Genomic DNA, 25902 nt, shown 5'->3' with positions numbered 1-25902 from the left:
AAAAAGGCGGGGTCTACCCCCGCCTCTCTCAAACACTTTTTCAGTCTCAATGCGCCGTTGCGGCCGGTCCTGAGTTTTCCGCCGCTGTTGCCGCGGCGGCTGCGGCCTCTTCAGCGGTTTCATCCCAATCCACAGGTTCAGGCGCGCGGATCAACGCGTGTTTCAGAACTTCCGAGACATGTGCGACCGGGATGATTTCCAACCCGTCCTTCACGTTGTCCGGAATCTCGGCCAGATCCTTTTCGTTCTCTTCCGGGATCAGAACGATCTTGATACCGCCACGCAGGGCCGCCAACAGCTTCTCTTTCAGACCGCCGATCGGCATCGCGTTGCCGCGCAGGGAAACCTCGCCGGTCATGGCGATGTCCTTGCGCACCGGGATACCTGTCAGGACCGAGACAATCGACGTGACCATCGCCAGACCGGCGCTTGGGCCATCCTTGGGTGTTGCGCCGTCCGGCACATGCACGTGAATGTCCAGCTTGTCGAACTTTGGCGGCTTCACACCGATCTGGGGCGAGATGGACCGCACGTAGGATGAGGCCGCGTCGATGGATTCCTTCATCACATCGCCCAGCTTACCGGTGGTCTTCATCCGACCCTTGCCCGGCAGTTTCAGCGCCTCAATGTGCAACAGATCCCCGCCCACGGACGTCCAGGCCAGACCCGTCACAACGCCGACCTGATCATCCTGTTCGGCCAGACCATAGCGGAATTTCGGCACGCCGAGAAACTCATCCAGATTGTCCGGCGTCACCGTCACGGTTTCCGCCTCTTTCTTGATGATCTTGGTCAGCGATTTCCGCGCCACCTTGGCGATCTCACGTTCGAGGTTCCGCACCCCCGCCTCGCGGGTATAGGTGCGGATGATCGATTGCAGTGCCTCATCGGTCAGTTCAAACTCCTTGGCTTTCAAGCCGTGGTTTTTGATCTGTTTGTCGATCAGGTGCTGCTTGGCAATCTCGCGCTTTTCATCCTCGGTGTAGCCAGCCAGCGGAATGATCTCCATCCGGTCAAGCAACGGTCCGGGCATGTTGTAGCTGTTGGACGTGGTCAGGAACATCACGTTCGACAGATCATATTCCACTTCCAAGTAGTGGTCCATGAACGTGTTGTTCTGTTCGGGGTCCAACACCTCGAGCATGGCGGACGCCGGATCGCCCCGGAAGTCCTGACCCATCTTGTCGATTTCATCGAGCAGGATGAGCGGGTTCGTGGTTTTCGCCTTTTTCAGTGCCTGGATGATCTTGCCGGGCATCGAGCCGATATAGGTCCGGCGATGGCCGCGAATCTCGGATTCGTCGCGCACACCACCCAGCGAAATCCGAATGAACTCGCGCCCCGTGGCCTTGGCCACCGATTTACCCAAGCTGGTTTTACCCACGCCCGGAGGACCAACAAGGCACAGGATCGGGCCTTTCAGCTTTTTCGAGCGTTGCTGAACCGCCAGATATTCAACGATGCGTTCCTTGACCTTCTCAAGGCCATAGTGATCGTCATCGAGGATTTCCTGCGCGCGGCCCAGATCCTTTTTGACACGGGATTTGGTGCCCCACGGCAGGGACAGGATCCAATCCAGGTAGTTGCGCACAACGGTTGCTTCGGCCGACATCGGGCTCATGTTACGCAGCTTCTTCAGCTCACCCTCGGCCTTTTCACGCGCCTCTTTCGACAGCTTGGTCTCGGCGATCTTGGCTTCCAGCTCTGCCACTTCGTTCGAGCCGTCCTCGCCATCGCCGAGTTCCTTCTGAATGGCCTTCATCTGCTCATTCAAATAGTACTCGCGCTGCGTCTTCTCCATCTGGGATTTGACGCGCGTCTTGATCTTTTTCTCGACCTGCAGAACCGACATTTCGCCCTGCATCAGGCCGTAGACCTTCTCAAGCCGCTCGCTTACGCTGAGGGTTTCCAGCAGTTCCTGCTTTTGCTCGACCTCAATACCCAGATGACCTGACACAAGATCAGCCAGCTTGGCCGGCTCCGTGGATTCACCCACCGCAGTCAAGGCTTCTTCGGGAATGTTCTTGCGGACTTTGGCATACCGTTCGAACTCGTCCGCCACTGTGCGCAACAGCGCCTGCGTGGTCGTCACATCACCCGGCATTTCGGTCAGATACTCTGCGCGCGCTTCAAAGAAGTTGTCGTTTTCCAGAAACTCGGTGATCTGAACGCGCGCCTGCCCTTCCACCAGCACCTTCACGGTGCCATCGGGCAGTTTCAGCAGTTGCAACACGTTGGCCAGAACACCCGACCGGTAAATCCCGTCGGTTTCCGGGTCGTCTACACCCGGATCAATCTGGCTGGACAACAGAATTTGCTTGTCATCCTGCATAACCTCTTCCAGTGCACGGACCGATTTGTCTCGGCCCACAAACAGCGGCACGATCATATGCGGGAACACCACAATATCGCGCAGCGGCAGGACGGGGTATGAGGAATTCAGAGGCTCTTGCATGCTCTATCCTTGTCATTGGCAAGACGGCTCTCGTCCCTCATCGAGGCAACATCCGACCGTCTCCTGTCTTGGACGATAAAGGTGGGGCGATACCGACCCTATTTCAACCTTACCGTCATGTAACGAATTTCAGAATGACGCGAGGCTATGCGGACTGCAAGGCGTCCAAAGGACTTATCCACCGAATTTCACAATTCTTCTGTGAAGATGCCAGCTAGATCGGCTCGATATCTCCCTGCGCGCGCTGTGCATGGAACTTCGCTTGCCACTCTTCAAAGGATCCCGCTGCAATGGCCTCGCGCATACCCTGCATAATCTCTTGAAAGTAATGCAGATTATGCCAGGTCAGCAACATTCCCGAAATCATCTCGTTGGCGCGGAACACATGATGCAGGTAGGCACGAGAATAATTGGTGCAGGCCGGGCATGTACAGGCCGCGTCCAGCGGGCGCGGATCGTCGGCATGGCGGGCGTTCTTGATGTTCACCACACCAAAACGTGTAAACACCTGACCGGTTCGGCCAGACCGCGATGGCAGCACGCAATCCATCATGTCGATCCCGCGTGCAACGGCGCCAACGATATCATCAGGCTTGCCCACACCCATCAGATAGCGCGGTTTGTCCGACGGCAGGAAGTCCGGCGCGTAGTCCAGGCATGAAAACATCGCCTCTTGCCCCTCGCCAACAGCCAGACCACCAATGGCATAACCGTCAAACCCCGTTTTCGTCAGAGCCTTCGCGCTTTCTTCGCGCAGGTCGGGTTCCAGGCCGCCCTGCATGATCCCAAACAGCGCATGGCCCGGGCGATCACCGAAAGCCTCGCGGGACCGGTTGGCCCACCGCATCGACAGGCGCATGGACTCGGCGATGCGGTCCCGGTCGGCCGGCAACGCGGGACACTCGTCAAAGCACATAACGATGTCCGATCCCAGCAAACGCTGAATTTCCATCGACCGTTCGGGCGTCAATTCGTGTTGCGACCCGTCAATGTGGGATTTGAACGTGACGCCCTTTTCGGTCAGCTTCCGCAGACCCGCCAGCGACATGACCTGAAACCCGCCGGAATCGGTCAGGATCGGGCGGTCCCAGTTCATGAACTTGTGCAACCCGCCCAGACGGTCGATCCGCTCGGCGGTGGGGCGCAGCATAAGGTGATAGGTGTTGCCCAGCAGGATATCCGCGCCTGTAGCCCGGACGCTTTCCGGCATCATCGCCTTGACGGTTGCGGCCGTTCCGACCGGCATGAAGGCCGGCGTGCTTACATCACCGCGCGGCGTCTGGATGACGCCGGTGCGGGCCTTGCCGTCTGTGGCCTGAAGCTCAAAGGAAAATCGCTGGGTCATGTCATCGCCTTGGATCACGGAACCGGGCAGGCTTTGCCTGATCTGGGGGCCTATTGCAACCCGTCAGCACTGCACCGAGGCACCTTAGATGCGCAACCCTGCCTCGGTCACCTCTCCACGTCACGCGACAGGATGCAATGGGGCCACAATGCGGAAATTCAGGGTTGTTTCGGGGCGACGTTGCATTTGCAATCCGCCTGTTTCCATCCATACCAGAGTTGAAAATCGGGGACTCAACCCCCAAATGTATACAGTCGTACACAACAAAAGAGGACAGATATGACCGAAGACCAGATTATTGGATTAATTTCGTCGAATATCATTTACTTGCTGGCCGCTGTTCTGGTGGTCATCGTTATTCTGAAGGGTATCAAGATCGTCCCGCAATCCGAAAAATACGTGGTCGAACGGTTTGGGCGCCTGCACTCGGTGCTTGGCCCCGGTATCAACTTTATCGTTCCATTTCTGGATGTTGCACGCCACAAGATCTCGATTCTCGAGCGTCAGTTGCCCAATGCCACCCAGGACGCGATCACCAAGGACAACGTTCTGGTCCAGATCGATACCTCTGTCTTTTACCGCATTCTCGAACCGGAAAAGACGGTTTACCGCATCCGGGATGTGGATGGCGCCATTGCAACGACGGTTGCAGGTATTGTTCGCGCCGAGATCGGTAAAATGGACCTCGACGAGGTGCAGTCGAACCGCTCGCAGCTGATTTCCCGTATTCAGGAAAGCGTGGAAACCGCCGTTGACGATTGGGGGATCGAGGTGACGCGCGCCGAAATTCTGGATGTGAATCTCGACCAGGCCACGCGTGACGCCATGTTGCAGCAGTTGAACGCCGAGCGCGCACGCCGTGCCCAGGTGACCGAGGCAGAGGGACAGAAACGCGCCGTCGAATTGCAGGCCGATGCGGAGTTGTATGCAGCCGAGCAGTCCGCCAAAGCCCGCCGCATCGAGGCCGAGGCCGAAGCCTACGCAACCGGTGTTGTCGCCAAGGCGATTCAGGACAACGGGATCGAGGCCGCGCAATACCAGGTTGCCCTGAAACAGGTCGAATCCCTGAACTCTTTGGGCGGTGGCGCCGGCAATCAGACCATCGTGGTGCCTGCAAACGCACTTGAAGCATTTGGCGATGCGTTCAAAATGCTCAAGGGAGGTAAGTGATGGCAGACCCCTTTTGGCTGACATGGTGGATCTGGCTGGCCGGTGCGCTGGCGCTGGGGATCCTAGAGGTTGTCCTGCCCGGGTTTATCTTTCTGGGCTTTGCAATCGGGGGGGCGATCACCGGGCTCCTGCTGGCCATCCCGGGGGTCACGCCTTCCCTGCCGATCCTGCTTTTGATCTTTGCGGTTCTATCCTTGGTCGCGTGGCTGATCCTGCGTCGCATGTTCGCGCTGCCGCATGGTCAGGTGAAAACATTCGAGCACGATATCAACGATTAACCTGGTTTGGCGCCTCTTGCGGGCGCCATGCGCCTCTGGACGCCCACCCGGGTATTTCCTATATAATCACTCAGGCAACCGACCCGAGGTACAGATGACCCAATCCAGCGAACAGTTCGAAGGTGCACCCCTGATTGCGCCATCCACAATCGAACATCCTCTGTACGAACCTGTTGTTGAAGCCTGTCGGTCGGTCTATGACCCTGAAATCCCCGTCAATATTTACGATCTTGGTCTGATTTACACGATCGACATCACCGGCGAAAACGCCGTTAAAATCATCATGACCCTGACCGCACCGGGGTGCCCGGTCGCAGGTGAAATGCCCGGTTGGATTGTCGAGGCCATTGAGCCCGTGGCGGGCGTCAAAGAGGTGGACGTCGAACTGACGTGGGAGCCGCCCTGGGGTATGGAAATGATGTCCGATGAGGCGCGTCTGGAACTCGGCTTCATGTGACCGGCCCGGTTATCCACAGAACGCAAAGCCTTGTCATAAAACGGTAATCACTCTGTTACCGGCCTGAGCCACAACTGTCACGAAAATACGGGACACATACGGCGCATCGGCTGTCGCGCAACACCAGTGCGAGTCGCATGTATGGGCCTACTGACTGATTGCCGCCCCCAAAACATCCTGGCCCCAAATACGGACCGCTCTTGCCCGAGAGCGGTCCTTAAAATTTCGCGTCGCCAAAGATCCGCTACTCGATACCGCACTTTGTCTTGATTTCCACCGATCTTTCGTCCAGCTTCTTGACGTAATCCCCTGAAAGCATTTGAAGTTTCTTGTTTTCAGTACCTGTAACCAAGCCCAGCAAGGCCCCTGCAGGCGTCAATGCCGTGACGCTCTCTACCTCTTGATCCTGTGCATGTTTCTTTTCCGCAGCGATCGCGCGCAAATCCCCTTCGGCGGTCGCACAGTTCACCGGATGCCGTTTGGTGTCATCGGCCGCGGCCACGGTACCTGCGAAACCAACAACAGTCAGGCTGGTCACGGTCAGTAGTCTGGATACTGCCTGAGCAATGGGGTGTACTGACTTCATTTCATTATACCTTTCTCGATAAGCTGTCATGCGATAATCAGCCGAAACATATGCTGCACCGTCAGGCTATTTCTATCGGTGGTGCAAAGGCAAGGCGTGGGTCGTAAAACAACATAAACGCCCTAGCGACACGAAAAATTGCTTCGCATCGCCACACTCACTTGAGCCTTAGCGACTGCGGTCCTAAATTAGCCATAACGCGTGACAACGGAGAACAATATGTTCGGTATTCCCGGTAAACAGGCCGTGACACTGACGCCCAAAGCTGCTGAGCAGATCACCCGCCTGATGGCTGCGGGCGGTCACGCCGGTCTGCGCATCGGTGTCAAAAAGGGCGGCTGCGCCGGCATGGAATACACCATGGACTATGTTGATCAGGCCGATCCCAACGACGAAGTTGTCGAACAGGACGGCGCGCGCATCATGATCGCGCCGATGGCCCAGATGTTCCTGTTCGGAACGGAAATCGATTACGAGGTGTCGTTGTTGGAATCGGGTTTCAAGTTCAGGAACCCCAACGTCGTTGATGCCTGCGGTTGCGGCGAATCCATCAAATTCGACGAGACACTGGCAGCCCAGCAATAAGCTTTTCAGGATCGCCACTGCCCAACATGGGAGTCCGCCCCCGTTGATCGGGTCGGCGTAGAAACAAACTCTCCTGTTACTGGAATTGTCAGGTCGGTCGGACGATGCTATCCGCTGTACCAGTTCACCGACGGATCTGGGAGAAATGGATATGCGGCGCAAGTTGGCGGCTGGAAACTGGAAGATGAACGGAACCGGCGCGACTCTGAGTGAATTGGATGCGCTGACTCAAAGCCACCCTGCCCCGTCCGTGGACATTCTGATCTGCCCGCCCGCCACGCTGCTGCAACGCGCGGCTGCGGCTGCGGACGGAACCGGTGTTTCGGTTGGGGGGCAGGATTGTCATGCCAATGCATCGGGCGCCCATACTGGCGATGTCAGCGCGGACATGCTGGTCGATGCCGGAGCAACGGCGGTTATCCTGGGCCATTCCGAGCGGCGGGTCGATCACGACGAACAGAACGAAGATGTGCGCGCCAAAGCCCGGGCCGCAATGGACGCCGGTTTGAAAGCCATCATTTGTGTTGGAGAAAGCCTGAAACAACGCGAATCTGCCAACACACTCGACATAATCGGCGGGCAGATGTCAGGGTCTGTTCCGGACCAGTCGACCGGGGAAAACCTGATCATCGCCTATGAACCGATCTGGGCCATAGGCACCGGCAAAGTGCCGACGCTTGACGAAATTGGTGAGGTTCACGATTTCATCCGCACGCGCCTTGAGCGCCGCTTTGGCGAAGGCGTCGGCCGGTCCGTTCGGTTGCTGTACGGCGGGTCCGTTAAGCCCGGCAATGCGGCTGAAATCTTTGGGGTTTCCAACGTGGATGGGGCGCTCGTCGGAGGGGCCAGCCTGAAGGCCGCGGATTTCTCAGGCATCATTCAGGCGTTGGAAAGCGTCTGAACGGCACCATTTGCCGTTGGATCATTCCGCAATATCCTCGGCCCAAAGCTCGGGCTTCTCAATGATGAACCGTTTCATCAAGGCGATACAATCGGGATCTTCGGCCAGGATAACCTCGACGCCGCGCTCCCGCAGGAAATCTTCATTGCCGCCGAAATTCTGAGTGTCACCGATCACCACCCGCGGAATACCGAACTGAACAATTGTTCCCGCGCACATCATGCAGGGGGACAGTGAGGTATACAAAACCGTATCCCGATAGGTCTTTTGCCGCCCGGCCTTGCGCAGAGCGTCCATTTCGCCATGCGCAATCGGATCACCCTTCTGGACGCGCTGGTTGCGACCCTGCGCGACAACGTCCCCGCCCCGGGCCAGAACAGACCCGATCGGGCATCCGCCTTCGTCGAATCCTGCTTTGGCCTCCTCATAGGCGATGCGCAAAAGGCGCGCGTCGGTTTCGGTGAACATGACTGATCGCTCTTTGTTGTGCCCCTGTGGGTCAACCTGCCGAATGGGACCAAGCGCGTCAACGGCAGGCCGATCCGGTCAGGCCAGTTTCATGGCCACGAGGCCGGAGACGATCAGGACAGCGGCCAGAATCCGAAGGGGCGTTACAGCCTCGCCCAGAAACATGATCCCGACCATGAACGCGCCGACTGCTCCGATGCCTGTCCAGATGACATAGGCTGTTCCCAGCGGCAGTGTGCGCATTGCCAGGGCCAGCAGACCAAAAGAGCCGATCATCGAAACGCCCATCACGGCCGTAGGCCACAGGCGCGTGAACCCGGCCGATTGCTTCATGGCAACCGCCCATATGATTTCGAGCAACCCGGCCAATAACAGAAAAATCCAGGACATAAGGACACCTCGCTAACCTTCGGGTCGTCCCGAATGATCACCCGACATGGGGAGGTCGTCCTCGAGACCCTATCTATGATCGCCGTGGTTTCATTCAAGGGAGCGCACTCCATGGTTTTGGCATTGGAGCTTTGGGCGATTTTCCGCTACACCACGCACAAGGGCCAAAATCGGGCATGAACCCGAAAAGAGCCGAAGGAAGAACGGGGACCTTGGAATGGGACGCACGGGGAGCGCAAATCGCAAGGTTTGTATCATCTGCATGAAATGGGGGGACCTGTTTGGCGGCGACTACGTCAACATGCTGTACCGCGCCGTTCAGGATCACTTGGCGCTGGACCATGATTTCATCTGCATAACGGACAACCAAGATGGCCTGGATCCGGGCATCAAAGCGTATCCCCTGTCCTTCGCCCAACTGGATCGCCCGGACTGGACGCATGGCAAATGGCCCAAACTGCTGATGTTCGACCGCCGGATCGTTGGTGACTACGATGCCGCGCTGTTCCTCGATCTGGATCTGGTCGTAACCGGTCAGCTCGATCCTCTGCTCAACATCGTGCTGGACAAGGGCGGATTGTACCTGATGCCGAAATTCCGTGGCCTGATCTGGCGCATCCTGCCGGCAACGTTCTGGGACAAAGTGCCCTGGTTCATGAACAAGGTGACCAGAGGCAACTCCTCGGTCGTGGGGTTTGTACCCTCCGAGCAATATCACCTGTATGACGGGTTTGACGGCCCCACGCATCTGCCCAAATACGAAAATGACCAGAACTATATCTCGGCTCTGGCCACGAACCGCAAATGCTACCCCAAGAACTGGTGCATCGGGATTGTGCACCTCGTCTATTACTGGCCGTTTGGATTGATCTTCAGAAAATACAGGAACCGCCCGGAACGGCCAAAGATTGTCATCTTCAATGGCCGACCCAACCCGGTTGAGTTGGTCAATGACGACATCGGCTATTGGGGGTCTCGCCGTCGACGCGCCTATGGCGGGATCGAATGGGTGGCGGAGTATTTGCAGAAATACAGCCGTTAAAGATCAGGATCGGACCCCGTTACAGGCCCGATCCTGTTTAGCTGGACTCGCTAGTTCGTCACGATTTCCGGCCCCATGAAGGTGTTGGGCAGGAAGGTCGAGATCCATGGGATATATGTCACCATGATCAGGAAGACGAACAGTACGGCCAGGAACGGCAGCGCTGCTTTCACAACGCTCATCATCGGCATTCCGGCGACGCCCGAAGTCACGAACAGGTTCAACCCGACCGGCGGCGTGATCATCCCGATTTCCATGTTCACCACCATGATGATGCCCAGATGGATCGGATCGATACCCAGCTCAATCGCAATCGGAAACACCAGCGGAGCGACGATGACCAGCAGGCCGGACGGCTCCATGAACTGACCACCGATCAGCAGGATCACGTTGACCACGATCAGGAAGGTCACCGGCCCCAAACCTGCGGACAGCATGGCCTCGGCAATGTGCTGCGGTACCTGCTCGTCTGTCAGCACGTGTTTGAGGATCAGGGCGTTTGCAATGACGAACAGAAGTGTCACCGTCAGTTTGCCCGCCTCAAACAGGGTGTGTTTGGTGTCGGGATGAAAAAACGCCGTGACCAAGGCCAGAGGTTTCCGCATCAAGGATGTGTTGCGGTCGTCCCCTTTGACATGCAGCGGCCCCATGTCCTTGTAGACAAAGCTCGCGATGAAAAAGGCATACACGGCGGCGACAGCGGCGGCTTCGGTTGGCGTGAAAATCCCACCGTATATGCCGCCCAGAATGATGACGATCAGGAACAGGCCCCATCCGGCTTCACGCGCCGAGACGAACACCTCGCCCCAGCCTTTCCAGTCTCCTTTTGGCAGGTTCTTGACCTTGGCGATGACGTAAATCGTGATCATCAGCATCAGACCCGCCATCAGGCCGGGAATGACGCCCGCCAGGAACATGCGCCCGACCGACACTTCGACGGCCGCCGCATAAACCACCATCACGATGGATGGCGGGATCAGAATGCCGAGCGTGCCAGCGTTACAGATCACACCGGCGGCAAACTCCTTGGAATAGCCCACTTGCCGCATTCCTGCGATGACAATCGATCCGATGGCCACCACGGTCGCCGGGGACGACCCCGACAAGGCCGCGAACAGCATACAGGCAAACACACCCGCAATCGCCAGACCACCGGGCAAATGCCCGACGCAGGCAATCGAAAAGCGGATGATCCGTCGCGCCACGCCGCCCGTCGTCATGAAAGAGGACGCCAGAATGAAGAACGGGATCGCCAACAGCGTGAAGTGGCCTTCGAACGCCTCAAACAACGTGCCAGCAACCGAAGCCAGCGAACTGTTGGAATAGATCAGCAGAAACAGGGTCGAACTGAGGCCGAGGGATACCGCAATCGGAACCCCGATCAGCAGCAGGCCGATGACCATCGAGAAAAGAAGTACAACGTCCATCAGTCATGCTCCCCCTGCTGCGCGCGAACTTCCTCGATCTCGTCCTCGACTTCATGGCTCGCAACCAGCCGGTCGGTCTGACCACGCCAGATCTGAAGGGCAACCTGCGCAAAGCGGATCACCAGCAGCAGCATCGACACGGGCAGAACCAGGTACGGCACCACCTTGGGCAGTTTCTCGTATCCTTCGCCGTAGTTGATCAACTCTTCCAGAAATCGCAGCGGGGCGACCATGGGGATATCATCGACTTCGTAGAAACTCTGACTGCGCGCATCCAAATTAAACCCGGTAGGGAACCAACGGCCGGATGTCGGCGGCAGATCGGCAAAGACGGCCCAATAATCATAGGCGCCCTTCAGCATCAGCAGCGAAAACACAAGGCAACATCCAACCGCGATCAAGGCCAGGACCCGGCGCGGTGCCGGAGCCAGCATGTTCAGGATCGCGTCCACACCCAGATGTGCATGTTTCTTGACAGCATAAGACGCGCCCAGCAGAACCAACCACCCAAAGGTGAAAACCGTCAGTTCGAGTGCCCATAAGATATTGGAGTTAAAAACAAACCGCGCGATCACATTGGCAAAGGTCACAACCGTCATCAGGCCCAGAAGCAACGCGATCAGGGTTTCTTCGATTTGGTCGACCAGCCCGACCGGGCCGGATTTCGCACCAGACATCTCTCTGTCCCCGCATTTTTTTGTGATGAGAGTGAAAAGTGGCGGGCCTTGTTGCGGCCCGCCCGGCCTGCGCGTCGATAACTCCCCAGTCCCCGGACGCGCGGCCTATCCGGATCAGAACCCGGCGTTGATTGCCTGTGCGGCGTCGATCTTGTCCTGACCAACGTCACCAGCAAATTGGTCCCAAACCGGCTTCATCGCGTCGACCCAGGCCTGACGCTGCTCGGGGTTCAATTCGCGAATGATGCCACCGGCGTTGGTGATCGAGGCTTTGGCCTCTTCGTTCACCGCAAAGGCTTCCTTGTTCCGGGTCTCGGTCACTTCGGTCAGGATGGTGAGAAACTGATCGCGCACCTCCGGATCGAGGCTGTCGAGCCAGTCAACCGAGGTCACCACCAGATAGTCGATGATGCCATGGTTGGTTTCGGTGATGCCGTCCTGCACCTCAAAGAACTTCTTGCCATAGATGTTCGACCAGGTGTTCTCCTGCCCGTCCACGACGCCCTGCTGCAGCGCGCCATAGACTTCCGAGAACGCCATCTTCTGCGGGCTGCCTCCAATGGCTTCCATCTGCGCAACCAGAACATCCGACGATTGAACACGGAACTTCAAACCATCCGCATCCGAGGGAAGTTCCAGAGGTTTGTTGGCCGACATCTGCTTCATGCCGTTGTGCCAGAACGCCAGACCCTGCAGACCACGGCGCTGCATGCTATCCTTCATCGCCTGACCATCTGCCGAAGCCTGGAACGCGTCCACGGCGTCGATGTTCTTGAACATGAACGGCAGGTCGAACAGGCGGAACTGCTTGGTGAATTTCTCGAACTTTGACAAAGACGGAGCGGCCAGTTGCACATCGCCCTGCAGCATCGCTTCGAGTACTTTGTCGTCATTGTAAAGCGTGGAGTTCGGATAAACCTCCACGCACATCACGCCCTGCATTTCATCGTTGACGCGCTGTTCCAACAGAGACGCGGCGATCCCCTTGGGGTGTTTGTCGGTGTTCGTCACATGCGCGAACTTGACGACAATTTCGCCTTCTTCACACGCAGCCCACCCGGCTGTTGCGGTGACGCTCAGGGCCAATGCAGTCGCGGCCGTTGTCAGGATTTTCATCTGTCTTCCTCCCAGACTTCCTATGATCTTCTGATTGGCACCGAAACAGCGCCAGATGCCGGGCAGTGAAGCGAATCAATTGTCACCAAACAACATTTTGGCCGAGGGAGGCGTTGGATCGCCTTTCCCATTTATTTTCAATGTCTTAAATGTCATTTTGAAGATGTTTGTTTTAAAATCCGTCCAATGTGTGCGGATTTTCGCACGCGACATGTGTCATTTGTGCGGATTCCCGCACATCTGGCGAATCAATGCCACCGAATCGACCGCAGCCCCCGGCACATCGCCTTTGCTACCTGCGATAGTCTTCCGGACGGATCTGATAACGCGCCAATTTGTCGTAGAAGGTTTTGCGTGGCAGCTTCAGTGCCTTGGCAGCGTCGGACGCCTTGCCGTTGTGCCGCCCAAGGGCCGCAATCAACAATGAGCGTTCGACCCGTGCCATCTGCTCGGTCAACCCAAGGTCGGCGCTCTGTGCGACCTCATCAGGCATGCCCAGCACAAACCGCATCGCGGCGGACATCAGCGACCGCGCATTGCCGGGCCAGTCGCTGGCCATCAGAAAGGCCAGATGTTCCGAGGTGATCTCCGGTTCGGCAATGCCGGCCTGTTCGGCAGCCTGAGCCACATATTGCCGAAAGATCACCGGAATGTCCTCGGGCCGTTCGGCCAATGACGGAATGCGAATACGCATGACGTCCAGCCTGTAGTACAGATCGGCGTTAAAGCGCCCCTCCCCGGAAATCGCGGACAGGTCTGCAGTTGTGCCCGCAATAATCCGCGCACCGGTCCCGCGCTCGATCAGTTCCAGTGCGGCGTATTGCGTGGCCTGGGGCATCGCCGACACTTCGTCCAGAAACAGGGACCCGCCAGCCGCGTCCTCGCAGACGCGCATCAGCTCTTCTGCGCTCATCCCCGAGGCCGGTCGTTTGACAAAGGGTCCCTGCGCCACGGGTGACATCAGATGGACAACTTCGGCCACCTTGGAAATCCCGCTGCCCGGGGGGCCGGTCACCAGAACCTCGGCCGCGGTCGGCGCGACACTGCGCACCCTCTCTCGCAGGGCTTCGGCCCGTGGGGACAGGCCAAATAGCAACCGGGCCGCGGGATCTCCACGCTCCAATTCTGATTTGAGCGCCCGCTGTTCCAAGACCTGTGACCGGATTGCAAAGGCGCGTTCCAGCACTGCCAGCAAATCTGCCGCCGCGCAGGGTTTTTCTAGAAAATCGAACGCGCCCCGTCCCATGGCCTGCACCGCCATCGGTATGTCGCCTTCGGCGGTCAGCAAAATGACCGGCAGGTCCGGATCAACGTCATGCGCGTAGGACAGCAGGTGAAAGCCGTCGCGCCCCGGCATACGAATATCGGACAGGATCACACCCGGAAAATCGGCGCGGATATGATCCTTGGCCGCAACAAAAGATCCTGCCGACACCGGTTCATACTCCGCCAGTTCCAATGTTTGGGCCAAAGCTTCGCGAACCGCGGCATCGTCATCGACCAGGAGAACCTTGTGGATCATGCGGCCTTGTCATCCTTGTAATAATCAAGCTCAACCGTGAACGTTGCGCCTTTTGGCGAGTTGTCGCCGCGGATATTGCCGCCAAAGCTCTGAACCAAGCCGTAAGAGATCGACAGGCCCAGCCCCATCCCTTCCGAGGACCCCACGGCCTTGGTCGTATAGAACGGTTCGAACAGTTTCTCCGGATCTTCAATACCCGGCCCAACGTCGCGCACTGAAACGGCGAGCCGTTTGCCATTGTTAATGATGATGCGAATATATCGCTGTTCCTGATCGCTCATCGCGTCGGCTGCATTGTTGATCAGATTGACGAAGACCTGCACCAGACGCACCTCACCGCCCCATGCAAATACCGGCGTCTCCGGCGGTTCCCAGTCGAGCGTCACATCGTCGGTACGCAACCGCGCTTCGGTCAGTTCGACCGCCGTGTTGATCACCCCAACCAAATCCACCTTGCCCATCGGTTCGCTTTCATTTCGCGCAAAGGCCCGCAGGTTTTTGATGATGCGCGCCATGCGTGCGGCCATATCAGAAATGCGGCCCAGGTTTTCGCCCGCCTTACCCTCGTTCCCACGGTCCAGAAAGGCGGCGCCGTTATGCGCGAATTGCTGGATGGCCATCAGCGGCTGGTTCAGCTCGTGACTGATCCCGGCCGACATTTGACCCAATGCGCTGAGCTTACCGGCCTGAACCAGGTCCGCTTGCGCCCGTTTCAGCGCGGCTTCGGCCTCTTGTCGCTCGCTCACCTCTCGCCGCAAAGCAGTGTTTGCGTTTGTCAGATCACGGGTCCGCCGGGCCACCCGGCTTTCCAACACGGCATTGGCCTCGGCCAATGTGCGCCGCCGTTCGGTCGCCAGAAACAGCAATGCACCAAAAGCCAGGCAAATTGCGGCAACGGTCGCGGCCTGCAACCCGGCCAGACGGCGTGCCGGGGCGACATCCACCAGCACCTCGGCCGTCATATCGATCACCGGCAGATCGAGCGTCAGGTGCAGCGCGTGACGCGGCAGGTAGCGCCCCCAGTTCAACGTCCACAGCTCATGTTCACCGACCCAGGACGACTCGAAATCCACTGCTGTACCGTCGGGTGGCGTCAGGCCGGGTTCGCCTTCCGCACGCTGCCAGAACAGCAGGTCAGACCGGTTCGAGATAAAAACCACCCCGTCCGCATCGACAAAGAAAACCGCTTCGGTACTGCCCCGCCAGGTCTGTTCCACATCCTGCACATCAGCGAAAACCATCAGGGCGCCTTCTACCTGGCCCAAGGGGCCGAAAGCCGGAGCGGCATAGGAGTAGATGCGATTCCCGGAGAACGGATCGACTCCCCGCGCGCTGCCCATCGCGCCCTGCATGGCACGCACAAAGGCCGGGTGTTCGCCCATGTTGCGCGGTGCCATCGGCTGTGCCGACGCCAGAACCTGACCATCAATGCCCAGATACATCATGTTGAGGGCGGCCGTTTTGTCAGCCACATCCAGCAACATCTGCTCTGCCGCGCGCCGCTGTTCTGGCGTTGCAAGCAAACGCAGGTCGGGATGGTCTGCCATCAGTACTGCAAGCTCCTGATAAACCTGCATCTGCGTGCTCAGTCGGTCGGCGGCCAGTTCAAGATCCGCCTCCGCTTTGTCGCTCAGTTGAGACACCGCCTGCCGGTAGCCATACGACCAGACCGCCGCCGACAACAGTCCGACAGCAAACAGAAAAGCAAGGATCACCAAAAACCTGTGCATGACATAGGGTCTTGCATTCGGCGCGCCCCATGGCAAGTCTGTGCCGCATGAAGACGGTGTTTCAGTCCCCACTCGACCCGGGATTCGTGCAAAACCCCTATCCGTTTTATGACAGGGCCAGAGCCGAGGGCGATTTTGTATTTTGGGACGAATATGACAAAGTTGCCGCCGTCTCACACAGGGCGGTTCAATCCCTGCTGAAAGACCGTCGTTTTGGCCGCGAACCTCCTGAAGAGCTGAAATCTCCCGGCCCTGCGCATCTGGCTGCGTGGCTGGTCACCGAAGAGAACTCGCTGTTGGAAGTCGAACCGCCCCGTCATACGCGAATTCGCGCCCTTGTCATGCGGGCCTTTACGTCTCGGGCGATCACTGCACTGGAACCGTCCATTCACGACCTCAGCAAGTCTCTGATCGATCGCTTTCCCGACGCGCCTTTTGATCTGCTGGACGCATACTGCACGCAGATACCGGTCATCACGATCTGCCGCCTTCTGGGCGTGCCCGAGCACATGTCGCCCGACTTGCTACGCTGGTCGCATGCAATGGTTGCAATGTATCAGGCCGGTCGTACGCGCACGACCGAAGACGCAGCAGAAGCCGCCACTCGGGATTTTATTGCATTTCTCAGCGCGTATGTCGCGCAGCGCCGCACGGATCCGCGCGATGATCTGATCACCCGCCTGATCGCCGCCGAGGAGGATGGCGAGAAACTCTCGCATGATGAGCTTATTGCAACTTGCATCCTGCTGCTGAATGCGGGGCATGAGGCCACGGTCCACTCGCTGGGAAACGGCGTGAAAACGCTTCTGCAACACCGGCTTGATCCCCGAAGTTACGAACTGGACAGGCTGGTGGAGGAAATTCTGCGTTATGATCCGCCGCTGCATATGTTCACGCGCTATGCGTACGAGGATGTTGATGTTTTCGGCCACAGCTTCAAGCGTGGCGACGAGGTCGCGCTTTTGCTGGGGGCCGCCAACCGTGATCCGTCGGTCTGGAGCGATCCTGATCGCTTTGACCCATCCCGCCAGATCGTCACGAACGCCAGTTTCGGTGGTGGCCTGCATTTCTGCGTCGGCGCCCCGCTGGCCCGGCTGGAAATGCGGATCGCCTTGCCGGTTCTGTTCGACAGGTGCCCCGGGCTGCGTCTGACCGAACCGCCCGTGTATTCCGACAGTTATCATTTTCACGGCCTGTCGCGATTGCAGGTGGAGGTTTAGGGCGCAAACCCGCGCCCGTTACGCATGACCCAATGCGATCAGCGGCAGCATTGTGGTGGACTTGATCTCTTCCATCGACAGCAGAGCCGTGACGTTGTGCACCCGAACCTCCGAGATCAGGGACTGATAGAACTGGTCATATGCGCGGGCGTTTTTGACACGAACCTTGAGGATGTAGTCGATGTCACCGGCGAGCCGATGCGCCTCTTGCACTTCCGGATGGTCCTGCAGCGCTTTCAGGAATTTCCTTTGCCACTCGGCCTCATGCTCCGAAGTACGGATGAGAACAAAGAAAGTCGCCTCAAATCCCAGGGCTTCGGCATCCAGCAGAACGGTCTGCTGGCCAATGATCCCGGCCCCCTTGAGCTTGCGTATGCGATTCCAGACCGGCGTCTTGGAACTGCCGACGCGAGCGGCAATTTCGTCCAGCGACTGACTGGCATCGCGCTGCAGTTCGGCCAGAATTTTCCGATCCGTGTCATCTATCCGCACCGACATTCCAATTTTCCTCGTGTTTCGAAACTTGCGTTCTCTTGCTTCGATTTATCGGAACAAACGTTCTTATTTAAGCGGCCATATGGCGCTTTGGCGGGAATATTTCCTATATTGGGGAATAAGTCAAACCACAGCTGAGACGTTCAGATGCAGCTTACGCAGGAAACACATGGCACCGGGCATGTCGACTTTGTCGGCGCAGGTCCGGGTGATCCGGATTTGCTGACGCTCAAGGCGCTGTCAGCGTTCGAGCGGGCGGACGTGGTGCTGCATGACCGCCTGATCAGTGATGAGGTCCTGTCGCTGGCCGGTCGGCACGCAACATTGGTTGATGTTGGTAAATCCGGTTTCGGGCCGTCCTGGAAGCAGAGCGATATTGACGCCCTCTTGGTCGACTATGCTGTGCAGGGTCATCGTGTCGTGCGCCTGAAATCCGGCGATCCCACCGTGTTCGGTCGGTTGGATGAAGAAATTGAGGCTGTGGAAGCAGCCGGAATCCCCTGGCGGATCGTGCCGGGCATTACGGCGGCTTCGGCGGCCGCTGCAGGAATCGGCCAAAGCCTGACACGTCGCGGCCGGAACTCATCGGTCCGAATTCTGACCGGTCATGACATGAAGGGCTTTGCCGATCACGACTGGAACGCACTGGCGCGTTCAGGGTCCGTGGCGGCGATTTACATGGGCAAGAAATCCGCGCGCTTTATTCAGGGCCGTCTGATCATGCACGGCGCGGATCGGTCCACACCAGTCACACTGGTTGAAAACGCTTCGCGCCCAGATCAGCGCGTTCTGGCTACCACCCTCGACCAATTGCCGACCGATCTGGCCGCTGCTGAAATGAACGGCCCGGCCCTGACATTTTATGGCCTTGCCCCGCGTGATGCGGCTCAGGCCCTGTCTGAATTCAAGAAGGAGCTTGCCTGATGGCCCGCGCTTTTACCCCCAAAGTCGTCACCGCAAACGATCTGCTGGAAGGCGACGTGATTTATCAGACCGAAGATGACCGCTGGTCGCGTGACCTGTCGGACGCTGAACTGATCACGGACGAGGCGCACGCGCAGGTGCGCCTGCTGGATGCCGCGCGTCAGGCCAACAAGATCGTGGGTGCATATCTGGCCGATGCCGCAGCCGGTGAGAACGGCCCCGAACCCACCCATTTTCGGGAAGATTTCCGGCGGACTGGTCCGTCCAACTATGCCCATGGCAAGCAGGAATCTTCCCCGCAGCCCCGGGTCTGACAACAGGCCCGTCTCTCTCCCCTTCTCAAGGCCCCAGGTCCGGGGCTGCACCTAAGGACAGCAACACATGTATCGCTACTCCGAGTTTGACCACGAGTTTCTGGCAGAGCGCAACGCGCAATTCCGCGCGCAGGTTGAGCGTCGTATTGACGGCTCGCTGACGGAAGATGAATTCAAGCCCCTGCGCCTGATGAACGGCCTGTACCTGCAACTGCACGCCTATATGCTGCGGGTCGCTATTCCGTATGGCACGCTCAGCAGCGCACAGATGCGTCAGCTGGCCCTGCTGGCCGAGAAGTGGGACAAGGGCTATGGCCACTTCACCACCCGTCAGAACATCCAGTACAACTGGCCGAAACTGAACGACGTGCCGGATATGCTGGACGCGCTGGCCGAGGTTGGCATGCACGCCATCCAGACCTCGGGCAACACCATCCGCAATGTGACCGCCGACCATTTCGCCGGTGCCGCGGCGGATGAGGTCGCTGACCCGCGCCCCTATGCCGAGTTGCTGCGCCAGTGGTCGACCGACCACCCGGAATTCCAGTTCATGCCGCGCAAGTTCAAGATCGCGATCACCGGGTCGGAAAACGACCGTGCCGTGATCAAGGCACATGACATTGGCCTTCAACTGGTCGAACGTGACGGCGTCTTGGGCGCCCGCGTCATCGTGGGTGGCGGTCTGGGTCGCACACCGATGATCGGCAAGGAACTGTCCGAATTCGTCGCCTTCGACGACCTGCTGGCGTACCTTGAGGCCACCGTTTCGGTCTGGAACCAGATCGGCCGCCGCGACAACAAGTACAAGGCGCGCATCAAGATCACCGTACATGAGCACGGTATCGATGCGATCCGCGCCAAGGTGAACGAGCGCTTTCTGAAAGTGCGCCCTCAGTTCAAGGGCGCAGACATGAACCTGCTGGAAGAGATCAAGGCCCACTTTGCGCCTCCAACCTTCCGTGAGGGTTCGGTTGCCTCGTTCGAGGGCGCCTACACCAACGATCCGGTCTTTCGCTCGTGGGTTGACACCAACATTGCGCCGCACAAGAACGCGGGCCACGCGATTGTCACGATCTCCATCAAAAAGCACGGCGCGACGCCGGGTGATGCAACCGCCGAGCAGATGCGCGTGATGGCAGATCTGGCCGAAGAGTTCGCCTATGACGAGCTGCGCATCAGCCATGAGCAGAACGTGATCCTGCCGCATGTGCACAAATCGGACCTGCCTGCGATCCATGCGAAGCTGAAGCAATACGAACTGGCCACCGCCAATATCGGCCTGATCAGCGACATCATCGCCTGCCCCGGCATGGATTATTGCGCGCTGGCCACGGCCCGCTCGATCCCGGTCGCACAGCAGATCGCGACCCGGTTCGAAGACCTGAAGCTAGAGCATGATATCGGTCACCTGAAGATCAAGATCTCGGGTTGCATCAACGCCTGTGGCCATCACCACGTGGGCCATATCGGCATCCTGGGTCTGGATCGTGCGGGTGTCGAGAACTACCAGATCACGCTGGGCGGTGACGGCACAGAAACGGCGGCCATCGGGGATCGCACCGGTCCCGGCTTTGCCTATGATGAAATCGTGCCAGCCGTGGAACGCATCGTCGACACCTATCTGGACCAACGCGAAAGCGCAGAGGAAGAGTTCCTGCAGACCTATCGCCGGGTTGGTATGGCCCCGTTCAAAGCGGCTCTTTACCCCGAGGCGCAGGCCAATGCCGCTTGACCTGATCCAGACGGAGCTGGGCCGGGACAGACGCGAACTGACCGAAAAGGTCGACGCGCTGAACGCCCGGTTCCGCCACCACAGCGCCCATGACGTCATGCATGGTGCGATTGAGGAGATCGATGAGCTTGCCCTTGTTTCGAGCTTTGGCGCGGAGTCGGTTGTCCTGTTGCACATGGCGGCTGTCGTCGACAAGGCGACGCCCGTCCTGTTTATCGACACGCAGATGCTGTTCACCGAAACGCTGGAATACCAGCAGGAGGTTTCCGAACGGCTGGGTCTGACCAATGTCCGCATCATTCACGCAGACGATGAAGATGTGCAGCGGGAAGATCCCTATGGCGCATTAAGGCTGCGCGACATGGATGCCTGTTGCAATCTGCGCAAGACCTTTCCGCTGCAAAAGGCGCTGGCCGGGTATGACGGCTGGATCACCGGGCGCAAACGGTTTCAGGCCGGCAGCCGTGCCACGCTTGAGTTTTTCGAGGTCGAGGACGGCACGGGCCGGATCAAGGTCAACCCGCTGGCTCATTGGGCGCCCGAGGACGTGCGTACCTATATGGATGAAAACAACCTGCCCCGACACCCGCTGGTGGCCAAAGGATACCCGTCAATCGGCTGTGCGCCCTGCACCTCGCCGGTCAAGGACGGCGAAGACCCCCGCGCCGGACGCTGGCGCGATCAGAGCAAGGAAGAATGCGGCATCCATTTTGTCGATGGTAAGATGGTGCGCGCCGGAGAGAAAACATGAACGTAATTGTGACGGATGCGGGCTTTGCCCCCGATGACTGGACCGACGGTTTTGTCACGCTGGAAGACGCGGCCAATGATGTGGTGGCGCTGGATGTGGCATCGGATACCGACCCCGATGAGCTGATCGACAGACTTGGCAGCGCTAGGATGGTGCGCGTGGGTTTTCCGTCATCGGCAGATGGACGCGGCTTTACCATCGCCCGGGTTCTGCGTCTGAAAGGCTATACCGGTCGCCTGCGCGCCAAAGGTCACGTCCTGGCTGACCAGTACGCCATGGCGCGCCGCAGCGGATTTGACGAGGTCGAGATCGACGACCCCCTGGCCACCCGCCAACCCGAGGATCAGTGGCTGGCCCGGGCCAATTGGCAGGACAACAACTATCAGGCCCGCCTGCGCGGTTGAACCGTCTGACCGCACTCAACGGAATTCGGGCAAACCGCCCCTTTTCATGACCTGAATCAAAGCTTAAACGGAGATGCCGGTTTACCAGACCGGTGGTGAAATGATGACAGAGATGAGACCCGTGACCGAAGCCACCGCCGTAAAGGCCCCTGTCCTGCCGGACGCCCAGACCGTCACCGATGTCAAGCATTGGACTGACAGCCTGTTCTCATTCAAGGTAACGCGCCCCGCGTCGTTGCGGTTTCGGTCGGGTGAATTCGTGATGATCGGCCTGCTGGGAGACAACGGAAAACCCCTGCTGCGCGCCTATTCCATTGCGTCGCCGTCCTGGGATGAGGAACTGGAGTTTTATTCGATCAAGGTGCAGAACGGCCCTCTGACGTCGAAACTGCAACACATCAAGCCGGGTGATCAGATCATCCTGCGGCCCAAACCGGTTGGCACACTGGTCCACGACGCCCTGTTGCCGGGCAAACGGCTCTGGCTTTTTGCCACGGGCACTGGATTTGCGCCCTTTGCCTCGCTGCTGCGCGAACCGCAAACCTACGAGGATTACGATGAGGTCATCATCACCCACACCTGCCGGGAAGTGGCCGAACTGGAATTTGGCCGTCAGTTGATCGAAAACGTTCGACAGGACGAGTTGCTGGCCGAGCTGATCGGCGAAGGGTTTGCCGACAAGATCCGTTATTACCCGACCACCACCCGGGAACAGAGCCCCAAGATGGGCCGCATCACCCATCTTTTGAAAGATGGCACCATTTTTGCCGATCTCGACATCGAGGGTGGCATCAAACCCGAAACCGACCGGGCGATGGTCTGCGGCTCGCTGGCCTTCAACCTGGATATCAAGGAAATCCTGGAAGAGTACGGCCTGCGCGAAGGGGCCAACTCGGAACCCAAAGAATTCGTCATTGAAAAAGCCTTTGTCGGCTGACCGGGTGCATGGTCGGGGCTTTTGGCCCTGACCCGTTTTGTCCGCGGGCCGTGAAACCGGCGAGATTCAGGCATTTCCATGTTTATGGCGCTTGAAACGGCGCGCATGGCAGTCTAAATTCCGGGCTCGAATTTCTGCAATCATCAAAGGAATGAACCCATAGCTCGCAGACCCCACAACGCGCCACCGCAAAGAGATACCGGACCGCGCGTCAATGATAAAATCCGTGCCCCCGAAATTCGCCTGATTGGCGCCGAAGGCGAAAATGTTGGGGTGGTTCATCCCGCCAAAGCCATGCAACTTGCCGCCGATGTCGGCCTCGACCTGGTCGAGATCTCGCCCAACGCAAACCCGCCGGTTTGCAAGATCATGGACTTTGGTAAGTACAAGTACGAACAGCAAAAACGCGAAAGCGAAGCGCGCAAAAAGCAAAAAGTCATCGAGGTGAAAGAGGTCAAGTTCCGGCCCAACACCGATACGCATGACTACGATGTCAAAATGCGCAACGTGTTCAAATTCCTCGACAACGGCGACAAGGTCAAAGTGACCCTGCGGTTCCGGGGCCGTGAAATGGCGCACCAGAACCTGGGCCGCGAATTGCTTGAACGTGTGGCCGAGGACATCAAAGAAGTCGGCAAGATCGAAAACATGCCGAAAATGGAAGGCCGCCAGATGATCATGATGATCGGTCCGATGCCGCAGAAGTAATCTGGATTACGGGTTGCATTCAAAGGCTCTCGCAGGAGTGCGAGGGCCTTTTTTCATTTGATATCAGCTGCATGAGGAACATCAGCTGTCCAAGTGCCTCTAAACCACCGCCGCCAGTGCCCGGCCCAGTTTGTCGACCAGTTCCTCAACCTGCCGGTCCTCGATGATGAACGGCGGTGCCAACAGGATGTGGTCCCCGATCCTGCCATCCCGCGTTCCCGACATCGGATAACAGATGAGCCCTTCGGCCATGGCCGCTTTCTTGATCTTTCCGGCCGTTCCCAACGAAGGATCGAGCGGCGCCTTGCTTTCTCGGTCAGCAACCAGTTCGATCCCCCGGAACAGACCCCGGCCCCGGATGTCGCCGACATGAGGATGCTGGCCAAGCGCCGCCTCCAGCGCCGATTGCACCTTGTCGCCCATGACACCGGCACGCGCCGGCAGGTCCCGTCCAGTCAGTTCCCCGAGCACGGCCAGAGCGGCTGCGGTGGCAACGGGGTGACCAACATAGGTGTGACCGTGCTGAAAGAAACCGGACCCATCCCGGATCGCGTCGTAGATCCGTCCCGTGCACAGCATCGCGCCGATAGGTTGATACCCGGCCCCCAGACCCTTGGCGATGCACAGGATATCCGGCGAGACGCCATCGTGGTCGCAGGCAAACAGATGCCCTGTCCGCCCCATGCCGCACATGACCTCATCCAGAATCAGCAACACGCCGTACTGATCGCAAATCTCCCGAATGCGTTGAAAATACCCCTGCACCGCCGGAACCGCACCCAATGTGGCCCCCACAACCGGTTCGGCCATAAAGGCCATCACGGTGTCCGACCCCAGGCGCAGGATTTCGGTTTCCAACTCATTGGCAATGCGCTGACCGTAGTCATAGCTGCTCTCATCATCCGGCTTTTCCGCATATTCGTAACAGGCCGAAATATGCGTCATGTCGATCAGCATCGGGGCAAACTGGGCCCGTCTCCACGCATTCCCACCCGCTGACAAAGCCCCCAGTGTGTTGCCGTGATAGCTTTGCCGCCGCGCGATGATATGGCGGCGTTCGGGCTGACCGATTTCCAGGTAATACTGGCGTGCCAGCTTGATTGCAGCCTCGGTTGCCTCAGACCCGCCGGACACGAAATACACGCGATCCAGATCGCCCGGTGCCTGTTCGATGAGCAAATCCGCCAATGCCTCAGCGGGTTCGGATGTCATGAACCCGGTATGTGCAAATGCGATCTGTCCGACCTGATCCTGAACCGCCCGGACCACGGCAGGGTTGGAATGGCCCAAACAGGACACCGCAGCATCGCCGCAGTCCAGATACCGCTTCCCTTGCGTATCGATGAGGTAACAGCCATCGCCGCCCACCGCGACGGGCAGGTCCGATTTCGTATGTCTTGGAAACACGTGACTCATTAGACTGTCCTTTCCAACAGCGTAACCAACGCGGCAACGGATGCCGCATTGTCTGTCCATGTCTGCCCGTCCGGATCGGTCAGGCTGTTTTCAAATCCGACGCGAAGGTCACCGCCGCGCTGGGCGGCCGCCTGCAGGCACCTGTGTTCCTGCGCGCCAAAGGCACAGACCATCCAGGGCGCGTTGGTCTGCGGAAACTGGTCGATATCCTGTGGTGTCGACGCCTGATTGTCCGCGTACCGGCCCAGCACCAGCAGGCGGTCTACCTGCTCGGGACGCACAATGCCGGACCGCTGCCAGTGATCCAGTATCCGGCAATCTGCGGCATCATAGAGGATATGCTGCACGCGGGTGCCCTGCTCTGCACACAGCCCGTAGACCTTGTCCGCCCTCTCCAGCGTACGGGAAATCTCCCGCACGGAAATGGAGGCCCAATCCGGGCGAACCGATTGCAAACAGTCAAACTGTGCGTCGACATCATACACACCCGCAGCCTCGGTGGTGATCTGAATATCCATCAGCGGGACTTCTGATTGAACGGCGGCGATCGTTTCAAGATAGTGCCCGGCATCCAGAGAATGGCGGCCTTCCCTATCCCGAACGTGCAGATGCACCCCCTGCGCCCCCGCGCCAAAGCAGTCCCGGGCAGTATTCACGATCTGATCCATCGAAACCGGAAGCGCCGGATGATCCTCCGGCCCGCGCCGGGCGCCATTTGGCGCGACCAATATGTAAGGCCTGCGCCTTGCCGCTGTCCGCTGTGGATGGGTCTCAGCCATTGCCAGATCTCCTGCTGCTTTCGCCCGTCTAACCGCCGGCACGGTGTTTTCAACTTGCCAAATGCATAACATA

General features: G+C 58.6%; 27 protein-coding genes. 14 read left to right on the top strand and 13 right to left on the bottom strand.

Annotated elements, in window-relative coordinates; translation table 11 throughout:
* Positions 1 to 46: 46 nt before the first annotated feature.
* A complete protein-coding gene (gene lon / locus ACR3E0_RS10580; RefSeq protein ID WP_480478734.1) occupies positions 47 to 2455 on the bottom strand; it encodes an endopeptidase La in 2409 nt (802 codons plus the stop codon).
* A gap of 214 nt (positions 2456 to 2669) precedes the next feature.
* A complete protein-coding gene (tgt, locus tag ACR3E0_RS10575) occupies positions 2670 to 3800 on the bottom strand; it encodes a tRNA guanosine(34) transglycosylase Tgt (RefSeq protein WP_480478733.1) in 1131 nt (376 codons plus the stop codon).
* A 279-nt stretch (positions 3801 to 4079) separates the two neighbouring features.
* Between tgt and ACR3E0_RS10570 the strand changes: the two genes are divergently transcribed.
* From ACR3E0_RS10570 to ACR3E0_RS10560, 3 genes are all read left to right on the top strand, one after another.
* Positions 4080 to 4970, top strand: a complete 891-nt coding sequence (locus ACR3E0_RS10570; RefSeq protein WP_480478732.1) for an SPFH domain-containing protein — start codon at positions 4080 to 4082, stop codon at positions 4968 to 4970.
* Positions 4970 to 5248, top strand: coding sequence for an NfeD family protein (locus ACR3E0_RS10565; RefSeq protein ID WP_480478731.1), 279 nt, complete (start codon positions 4970 to 4972; stop codon positions 5246 to 5248). The genes ACR3E0_RS10570 and ACR3E0_RS10565 overlap by 1 nt, the downstream gene beginning before the upstream one ends.
* Before the next feature lie 94 nt (positions 5249 to 5342).
* Complete coding sequence (locus ACR3E0_RS10560) at positions 5343 to 5705, top strand: SUF system Fe-S cluster assembly protein (protein WP_480478730.1); 363 nt, start codon at positions 5343 to 5345, stop codon at positions 5703 to 5705.
* Positions 5706 to 5949: 244 nt separating this feature from the next.
* Here the strand turns inward: ACR3E0_RS10560 and ACR3E0_RS10555 are convergent, their stop codons facing one another.
* The gene (locus ACR3E0_RS10555; protein ID WP_480478729.1) at positions 5950 to 6321 is read right to left on the bottom strand and encodes a hypothetical protein; all 372 of its coding nucleotides are present in this window, start codon (positions 6319 to 6321) and stop codon (positions 5950 to 5952) included.
* A 189-nt stretch (positions 6322 to 6510) separates the two neighbouring features.
* Between ACR3E0_RS10555 and ACR3E0_RS10550 the strand changes: the two genes are divergently transcribed.
* Complete coding sequence (locus ACR3E0_RS10550; protein WP_480478728.1) at positions 6511 to 6876, top strand: HesB/IscA family protein; 366 nt, start codon at positions 6511 to 6513, stop codon at positions 6874 to 6876.
* A gap of 151 nt (positions 6877 to 7027) precedes the next feature.
* Positions 7028 to 7777 (top strand): triose-phosphate isomerase, encoded by a 750-nt coding sequence (gene tpiA, locus ACR3E0_RS10545; protein WP_480478727.1) that lies wholly within the window; start codon positions 7028 to 7030, stop codon positions 7775 to 7777.
* A 21-nt stretch (positions 7778 to 7798) separates the two neighbouring features.
* On the opposite strand, the gene ACR3E0_RS10540 is transcribed toward tpiA, so the two are convergent.
* Both ACR3E0_RS10540 and ACR3E0_RS10535 read right to left on the bottom strand, forming a co-directional pair.
* Positions 7799 to 8245, bottom strand: coding sequence for a nucleoside deaminase (locus tag ACR3E0_RS10540; RefSeq protein WP_480478726.1), 447 nt, complete (start codon positions 8243 to 8245; stop codon positions 7799 to 7801).
* Positions 8246 to 8323: 78 nt separating this feature from the next.
* Complete coding sequence (locus tag ACR3E0_RS10535; protein WP_480478725.1) at positions 8324 to 8635, bottom strand: DMT family transporter; 312 nt, start codon at positions 8633 to 8635, stop codon at positions 8324 to 8326.
* 217 nt (positions 8636 to 8852) lie between these two features.
* Here ACR3E0_RS10535 and ACR3E0_RS10530 point away from each other — a divergent pair, with 217 nt between their 5' ends.
* Positions 8853 to 9677, top strand: a complete 825-nt coding sequence (locus ACR3E0_RS10530) for a hypothetical protein (RefSeq protein WP_480478724.1) — start codon at positions 8853 to 8855, stop codon at positions 9675 to 9677.
* Positions 9678 to 9727: 50 nt separating this feature from the next.
* Here ACR3E0_RS10530 and ACR3E0_RS10525 read toward each other — a convergent pair whose 3' ends face one another.
* From ACR3E0_RS10525 to ACR3E0_RS10505, 5 genes are all read right to left on the bottom strand, one after another.
* Entirely contained in the window at positions 9728 to 11104 is a 1377-nt protein-coding gene (locus tag ACR3E0_RS10525; RefSeq protein ID WP_480478723.1) for a TRAP transporter large permease, read from the bottom strand.
* Positions 11104 to 11781, bottom strand: coding sequence for a TRAP transporter small permease (locus tag ACR3E0_RS10520; RefSeq protein ID WP_480478722.1), 678 nt, complete (start codon positions 11779 to 11781; stop codon positions 11104 to 11106). Before ACR3E0_RS10520 ends, ACR3E0_RS10525 begins: the two co-directional genes overlap by 1 nt.
* A 114-nt stretch (positions 11782 to 11895) precedes the next feature.
* Positions 11896 to 12897: a DctP family TRAP transporter solute-binding subunit gene (locus ACR3E0_RS10515; RefSeq protein WP_480478721.1), complete on the bottom strand. Its 1002-nt coding sequence runs from the start codon at positions 12895 to 12897 to the stop codon at positions 11896 to 11898.
* 292 nt (positions 12898 to 13189) lie between these two features.
* Positions 13190 to 14419 carry a sigma-54-dependent transcriptional regulator gene (locus ACR3E0_RS10510; protein ID WP_480478720.1) on the bottom strand — a complete coding sequence of 410 codons (1230 nt, stop codon included), beginning with the start codon at positions 14417 to 14419 and terminating at the stop codon, positions 13190 to 13192.
* Positions 14416 to 16149, bottom strand: coding sequence for a sensor histidine kinase (locus ACR3E0_RS10505; RefSeq protein WP_480478719.1), 1734 nt, complete (start codon positions 16147 to 16149; stop codon positions 14416 to 14418). Before ACR3E0_RS10505 ends, ACR3E0_RS10510 begins: the two co-directional genes overlap by 4 nt.
* Positions 16150 to 16196: 47 nt before the next feature.
* Here ACR3E0_RS10505 and ACR3E0_RS10500 point away from each other — a divergent pair, with 47 nt between their 5' ends.
* Positions 16197 to 17369: a cytochrome P450 gene (locus ACR3E0_RS10500; protein ID WP_480478718.1), complete on the top strand. Its 1173-nt coding sequence runs from the start codon at positions 16197 to 16199 to the stop codon at positions 17367 to 17369.
* Positions 17370 to 17387: 18 nt separating this feature from the next.
* On the opposite strand, the gene ACR3E0_RS10495 is transcribed toward ACR3E0_RS10500, so the two are convergent.
* On the bottom strand, positions 17388 to 17867 hold the full coding sequence (locus ACR3E0_RS10495; protein WP_480478717.1) for an Lrp/AsnC family transcriptional regulator: 480 nt from the start codon (positions 17865 to 17867) through the stop codon (positions 17388 to 17390).
* Positions 17868 to 18011: 144 nt separating this feature from the next.
* Between ACR3E0_RS10495 and cobA the strand changes: the two genes are divergently transcribed.
* The 7 genes from cobA (at position 18012) to infC (ending at position 23634) form a co-directional block, all read left to right on the top strand.
* A complete protein-coding gene (gene cobA, locus ACR3E0_RS10490) occupies positions 18012 to 18788 on the top strand; it encodes a uroporphyrinogen-III C-methyltransferase (RefSeq protein ID WP_480478716.1) in 777 nt (258 codons plus the stop codon).
* Complete coding sequence (locus tag ACR3E0_RS10485; RefSeq protein ID WP_480478715.1) at positions 18788 to 19102, top strand: DUF2849 domain-containing protein; 315 nt, start codon at positions 18788 to 18790, stop codon at positions 19100 to 19102. Before cobA ends, ACR3E0_RS10485 begins: the two co-directional genes overlap by 1 nt.
* Before the next feature lie 67 nt (positions 19103 to 19169).
* Positions 19170 to 20834, top strand: coding sequence for a nitrite/sulfite reductase (locus tag ACR3E0_RS10480; RefSeq protein ID WP_480478714.1), 1665 nt, complete (start codon positions 19170 to 19172; stop codon positions 20832 to 20834).
* The gene (locus ACR3E0_RS10475; RefSeq protein WP_480478713.1) at positions 20824 to 21585 is read left to right on the top strand and encodes a phosphoadenylyl-sulfate reductase; all 762 of its coding nucleotides are present in this window, start codon (positions 20824 to 20826) and stop codon (positions 21583 to 21585) included. The genes ACR3E0_RS10480 and ACR3E0_RS10475 overlap by 11 nt, the downstream gene beginning before the upstream one ends.
* Positions 21582 to 21989: a DUF934 domain-containing protein gene (locus ACR3E0_RS10470; protein ID WP_480478712.1), complete on the top strand. Its 408-nt coding sequence runs from the start codon at positions 21582 to 21584 to the stop codon at positions 21987 to 21989. Before ACR3E0_RS10475 ends, ACR3E0_RS10470 begins: the two co-directional genes overlap by 4 nt.
* Positions 21990 to 22092: 103 nt before the next feature.
* Entirely contained in the window at positions 22093 to 22926 is an 834-nt protein-coding gene (locus ACR3E0_RS10465; protein ID WP_480478711.1) for a ferredoxin--NADP reductase, read from the top strand.
* A gap of 117 nt (positions 22927 to 23043) precedes the next feature.
* Positions 23044 to 23634 carry a translation initiation factor IF-3 gene (gene infC, locus ACR3E0_RS10460; protein ID WP_480481017.1) on the top strand — a complete coding sequence of 197 codons (591 nt, stop codon included), beginning with the start codon at positions 23044 to 23046 and terminating at the stop codon, positions 23632 to 23634.
* Between the two features lie 99 nt (positions 23635 to 23733).
* Here the strand turns inward: infC and ACR3E0_RS10455 are convergent, their stop codons facing one another.
* On the bottom strand, positions 23734 to 25050 hold the full coding sequence (locus tag ACR3E0_RS10455; RefSeq protein WP_480478710.1) for an aspartate aminotransferase family protein: 1317 nt from the start codon (positions 25048 to 25050) through the stop codon (positions 23734 to 23736).
* Positions 25050 to 25829: a beta-keto acid cleavage family enzyme gene (locus tag ACR3E0_RS10450; protein ID WP_480478709.1), complete on the bottom strand. Its 780-nt coding sequence runs from the start codon at positions 25827 to 25829 to the stop codon at positions 25050 to 25052. Before ACR3E0_RS10450 ends, ACR3E0_RS10455 begins: the two co-directional genes overlap by 1 nt.
* Positions 25830 to 25902 lie beyond the last annotated feature (73 nt).

This window comes from Ruegeria sp. AJ12, assembly GCF_056536245.1.
This window is presented reverse-complemented; position numbering and strand designations above follow the sequence as displayed.

Coding starts and splice junctions, on each gene's coding strand:
- lon (WP_480478734.1), bottom strand. CDS start 2,455: ATGCAAGAGCCTCTGAATTCCTCATACCCCGTCCTGCCGCTGCGCGAT.
- tgt (WP_480478733.1), bottom strand. CDS start 3,800: ATGACCCAGCGATTTTCCTTTGAGCTTCAGGCCACAGACGGCAAGGCC.
- ACR3E0_RS10570 (WP_480478732.1), top strand. CDS start 4,080: ATGACCGAAGACCAGATTATTGGATTAATTTCGTCGAATATCATTTAC.
- ACR3E0_RS10565 (WP_480478731.1), top strand. CDS start 4,970: ATGGCAGACCCCTTTTGGCTGACATGGTGGATCTGGCTGGCCGGTGCG.
- ACR3E0_RS10560 (WP_480478730.1), top strand. CDS start 5,343: ATGACCCAATCCAGCGAACAGTTCGAAGGTGCACCCCTGATTGCGCCA.
- ACR3E0_RS10555 (WP_480478729.1), bottom strand. CDS start 6,321: ATGACAGCTTATCGAGAAAGGTATAATGAAATGAAGTCAGTACACCCC.
- ACR3E0_RS10550 (WP_480478728.1), top strand. CDS start 6,511: ATGTTCGGTATTCCCGGTAAACAGGCCGTGACACTGACGCCCAAAGCT.
- tpiA (WP_480478727.1), top strand. CDS start 7,028: ATGCGGCGCAAGTTGGCGGCTGGAAACTGGAAGATGAACGGAACCGGC.
- ACR3E0_RS10540 (WP_480478726.1), bottom strand. CDS start 8,245: ATGTTCACCGAAACCGACGCGCGCCTTTTGCGCATCGCCTATGAGGAG.
- ACR3E0_RS10535 (WP_480478725.1), bottom strand. CDS start 8,635: ATGTCCTGGATTTTTCTGTTATTGGCCGGGTTGCTCGAAATCATATGG.
- ACR3E0_RS10530 (WP_480478724.1), top strand. CDS start 8,853: ATGGGACGCACGGGGAGCGCAAATCGCAAGGTTTGTATCATCTGCATG.
- ACR3E0_RS10525 (WP_480478723.1), bottom strand. CDS start 11,104: ATGGACGTTGTACTTCTTTTCTCGATGGTCATCGGCCTGCTGCTGATC.
- ACR3E0_RS10520 (WP_480478722.1), bottom strand. CDS start 11,781: ATGTCTGGTGCGAAATCCGGCCCGGTCGGGCTGGTCGACCAAATCGAA.
- ACR3E0_RS10515 (WP_480478721.1), bottom strand. CDS start 12,897: ATGAAAATCCTGACAACGGCCGCGACTGCATTGGCCCTGAGCGTCACC.
- ACR3E0_RS10510 (WP_480478720.1), bottom strand. CDS start 14,419: ATGATCCACAAGGTTCTCCTGGTCGATGACGATGCCGCGGTTCGCGAA.
- ACR3E0_RS10505 (WP_480478719.1), bottom strand. CDS start 16,149: ATGCACAGGTTTTTGGTGATCCTTGCTTTTCTGTTTGCTGTCGGACTG.
- ACR3E0_RS10500 (WP_480478718.1), top strand. CDS start 16,197: ATGAAGACGGTGTTTCAGTCCCCACTCGACCCGGGATTCGTGCAAAAC.
- ACR3E0_RS10495 (WP_480478717.1), bottom strand. CDS start 17,867: ATGTCGGTGCGGATAGATGACACGGATCGGAAAATTCTGGCCGAACTG.
- cobA (WP_480478716.1), top strand. CDS start 18,012: ATGCAGCTTACGCAGGAAACACATGGCACCGGGCATGTCGACTTTGTC.
- ACR3E0_RS10485 (WP_480478715.1), top strand. CDS start 18,788: ATGGCCCGCGCTTTTACCCCCAAAGTCGTCACCGCAAACGATCTGCTG.
- ACR3E0_RS10480 (WP_480478714.1), top strand. CDS start 19,170: ATGTATCGCTACTCCGAGTTTGACCACGAGTTTCTGGCAGAGCGCAAC.
- ACR3E0_RS10475 (WP_480478713.1), top strand. CDS start 20,824: ATGCCGCTTGACCTGATCCAGACGGAGCTGGGCCGGGACAGACGCGAA.
- ACR3E0_RS10470 (WP_480478712.1), top strand. CDS start 21,582: ATGAACGTAATTGTGACGGATGCGGGCTTTGCCCCCGATGACTGGACC.
- ACR3E0_RS10465 (WP_480478711.1), top strand. CDS start 22,093: ATGACAGAGATGAGACCCGTGACCGAAGCCACCGCCGTAAAGGCCCCT.
- ACR3E0_RS10455 (WP_480478710.1), bottom strand. CDS start 25,050: ATGAGTCACGTGTTTCCAAGACATACGAAATCGGACCTGCCCGTCGCG.
- ACR3E0_RS10450 (WP_480478709.1), bottom strand. CDS start 25,829: ATGGCTGAGACCCATCCACAGCGGACAGCGGCAAGGCGCAGGCCTTAC.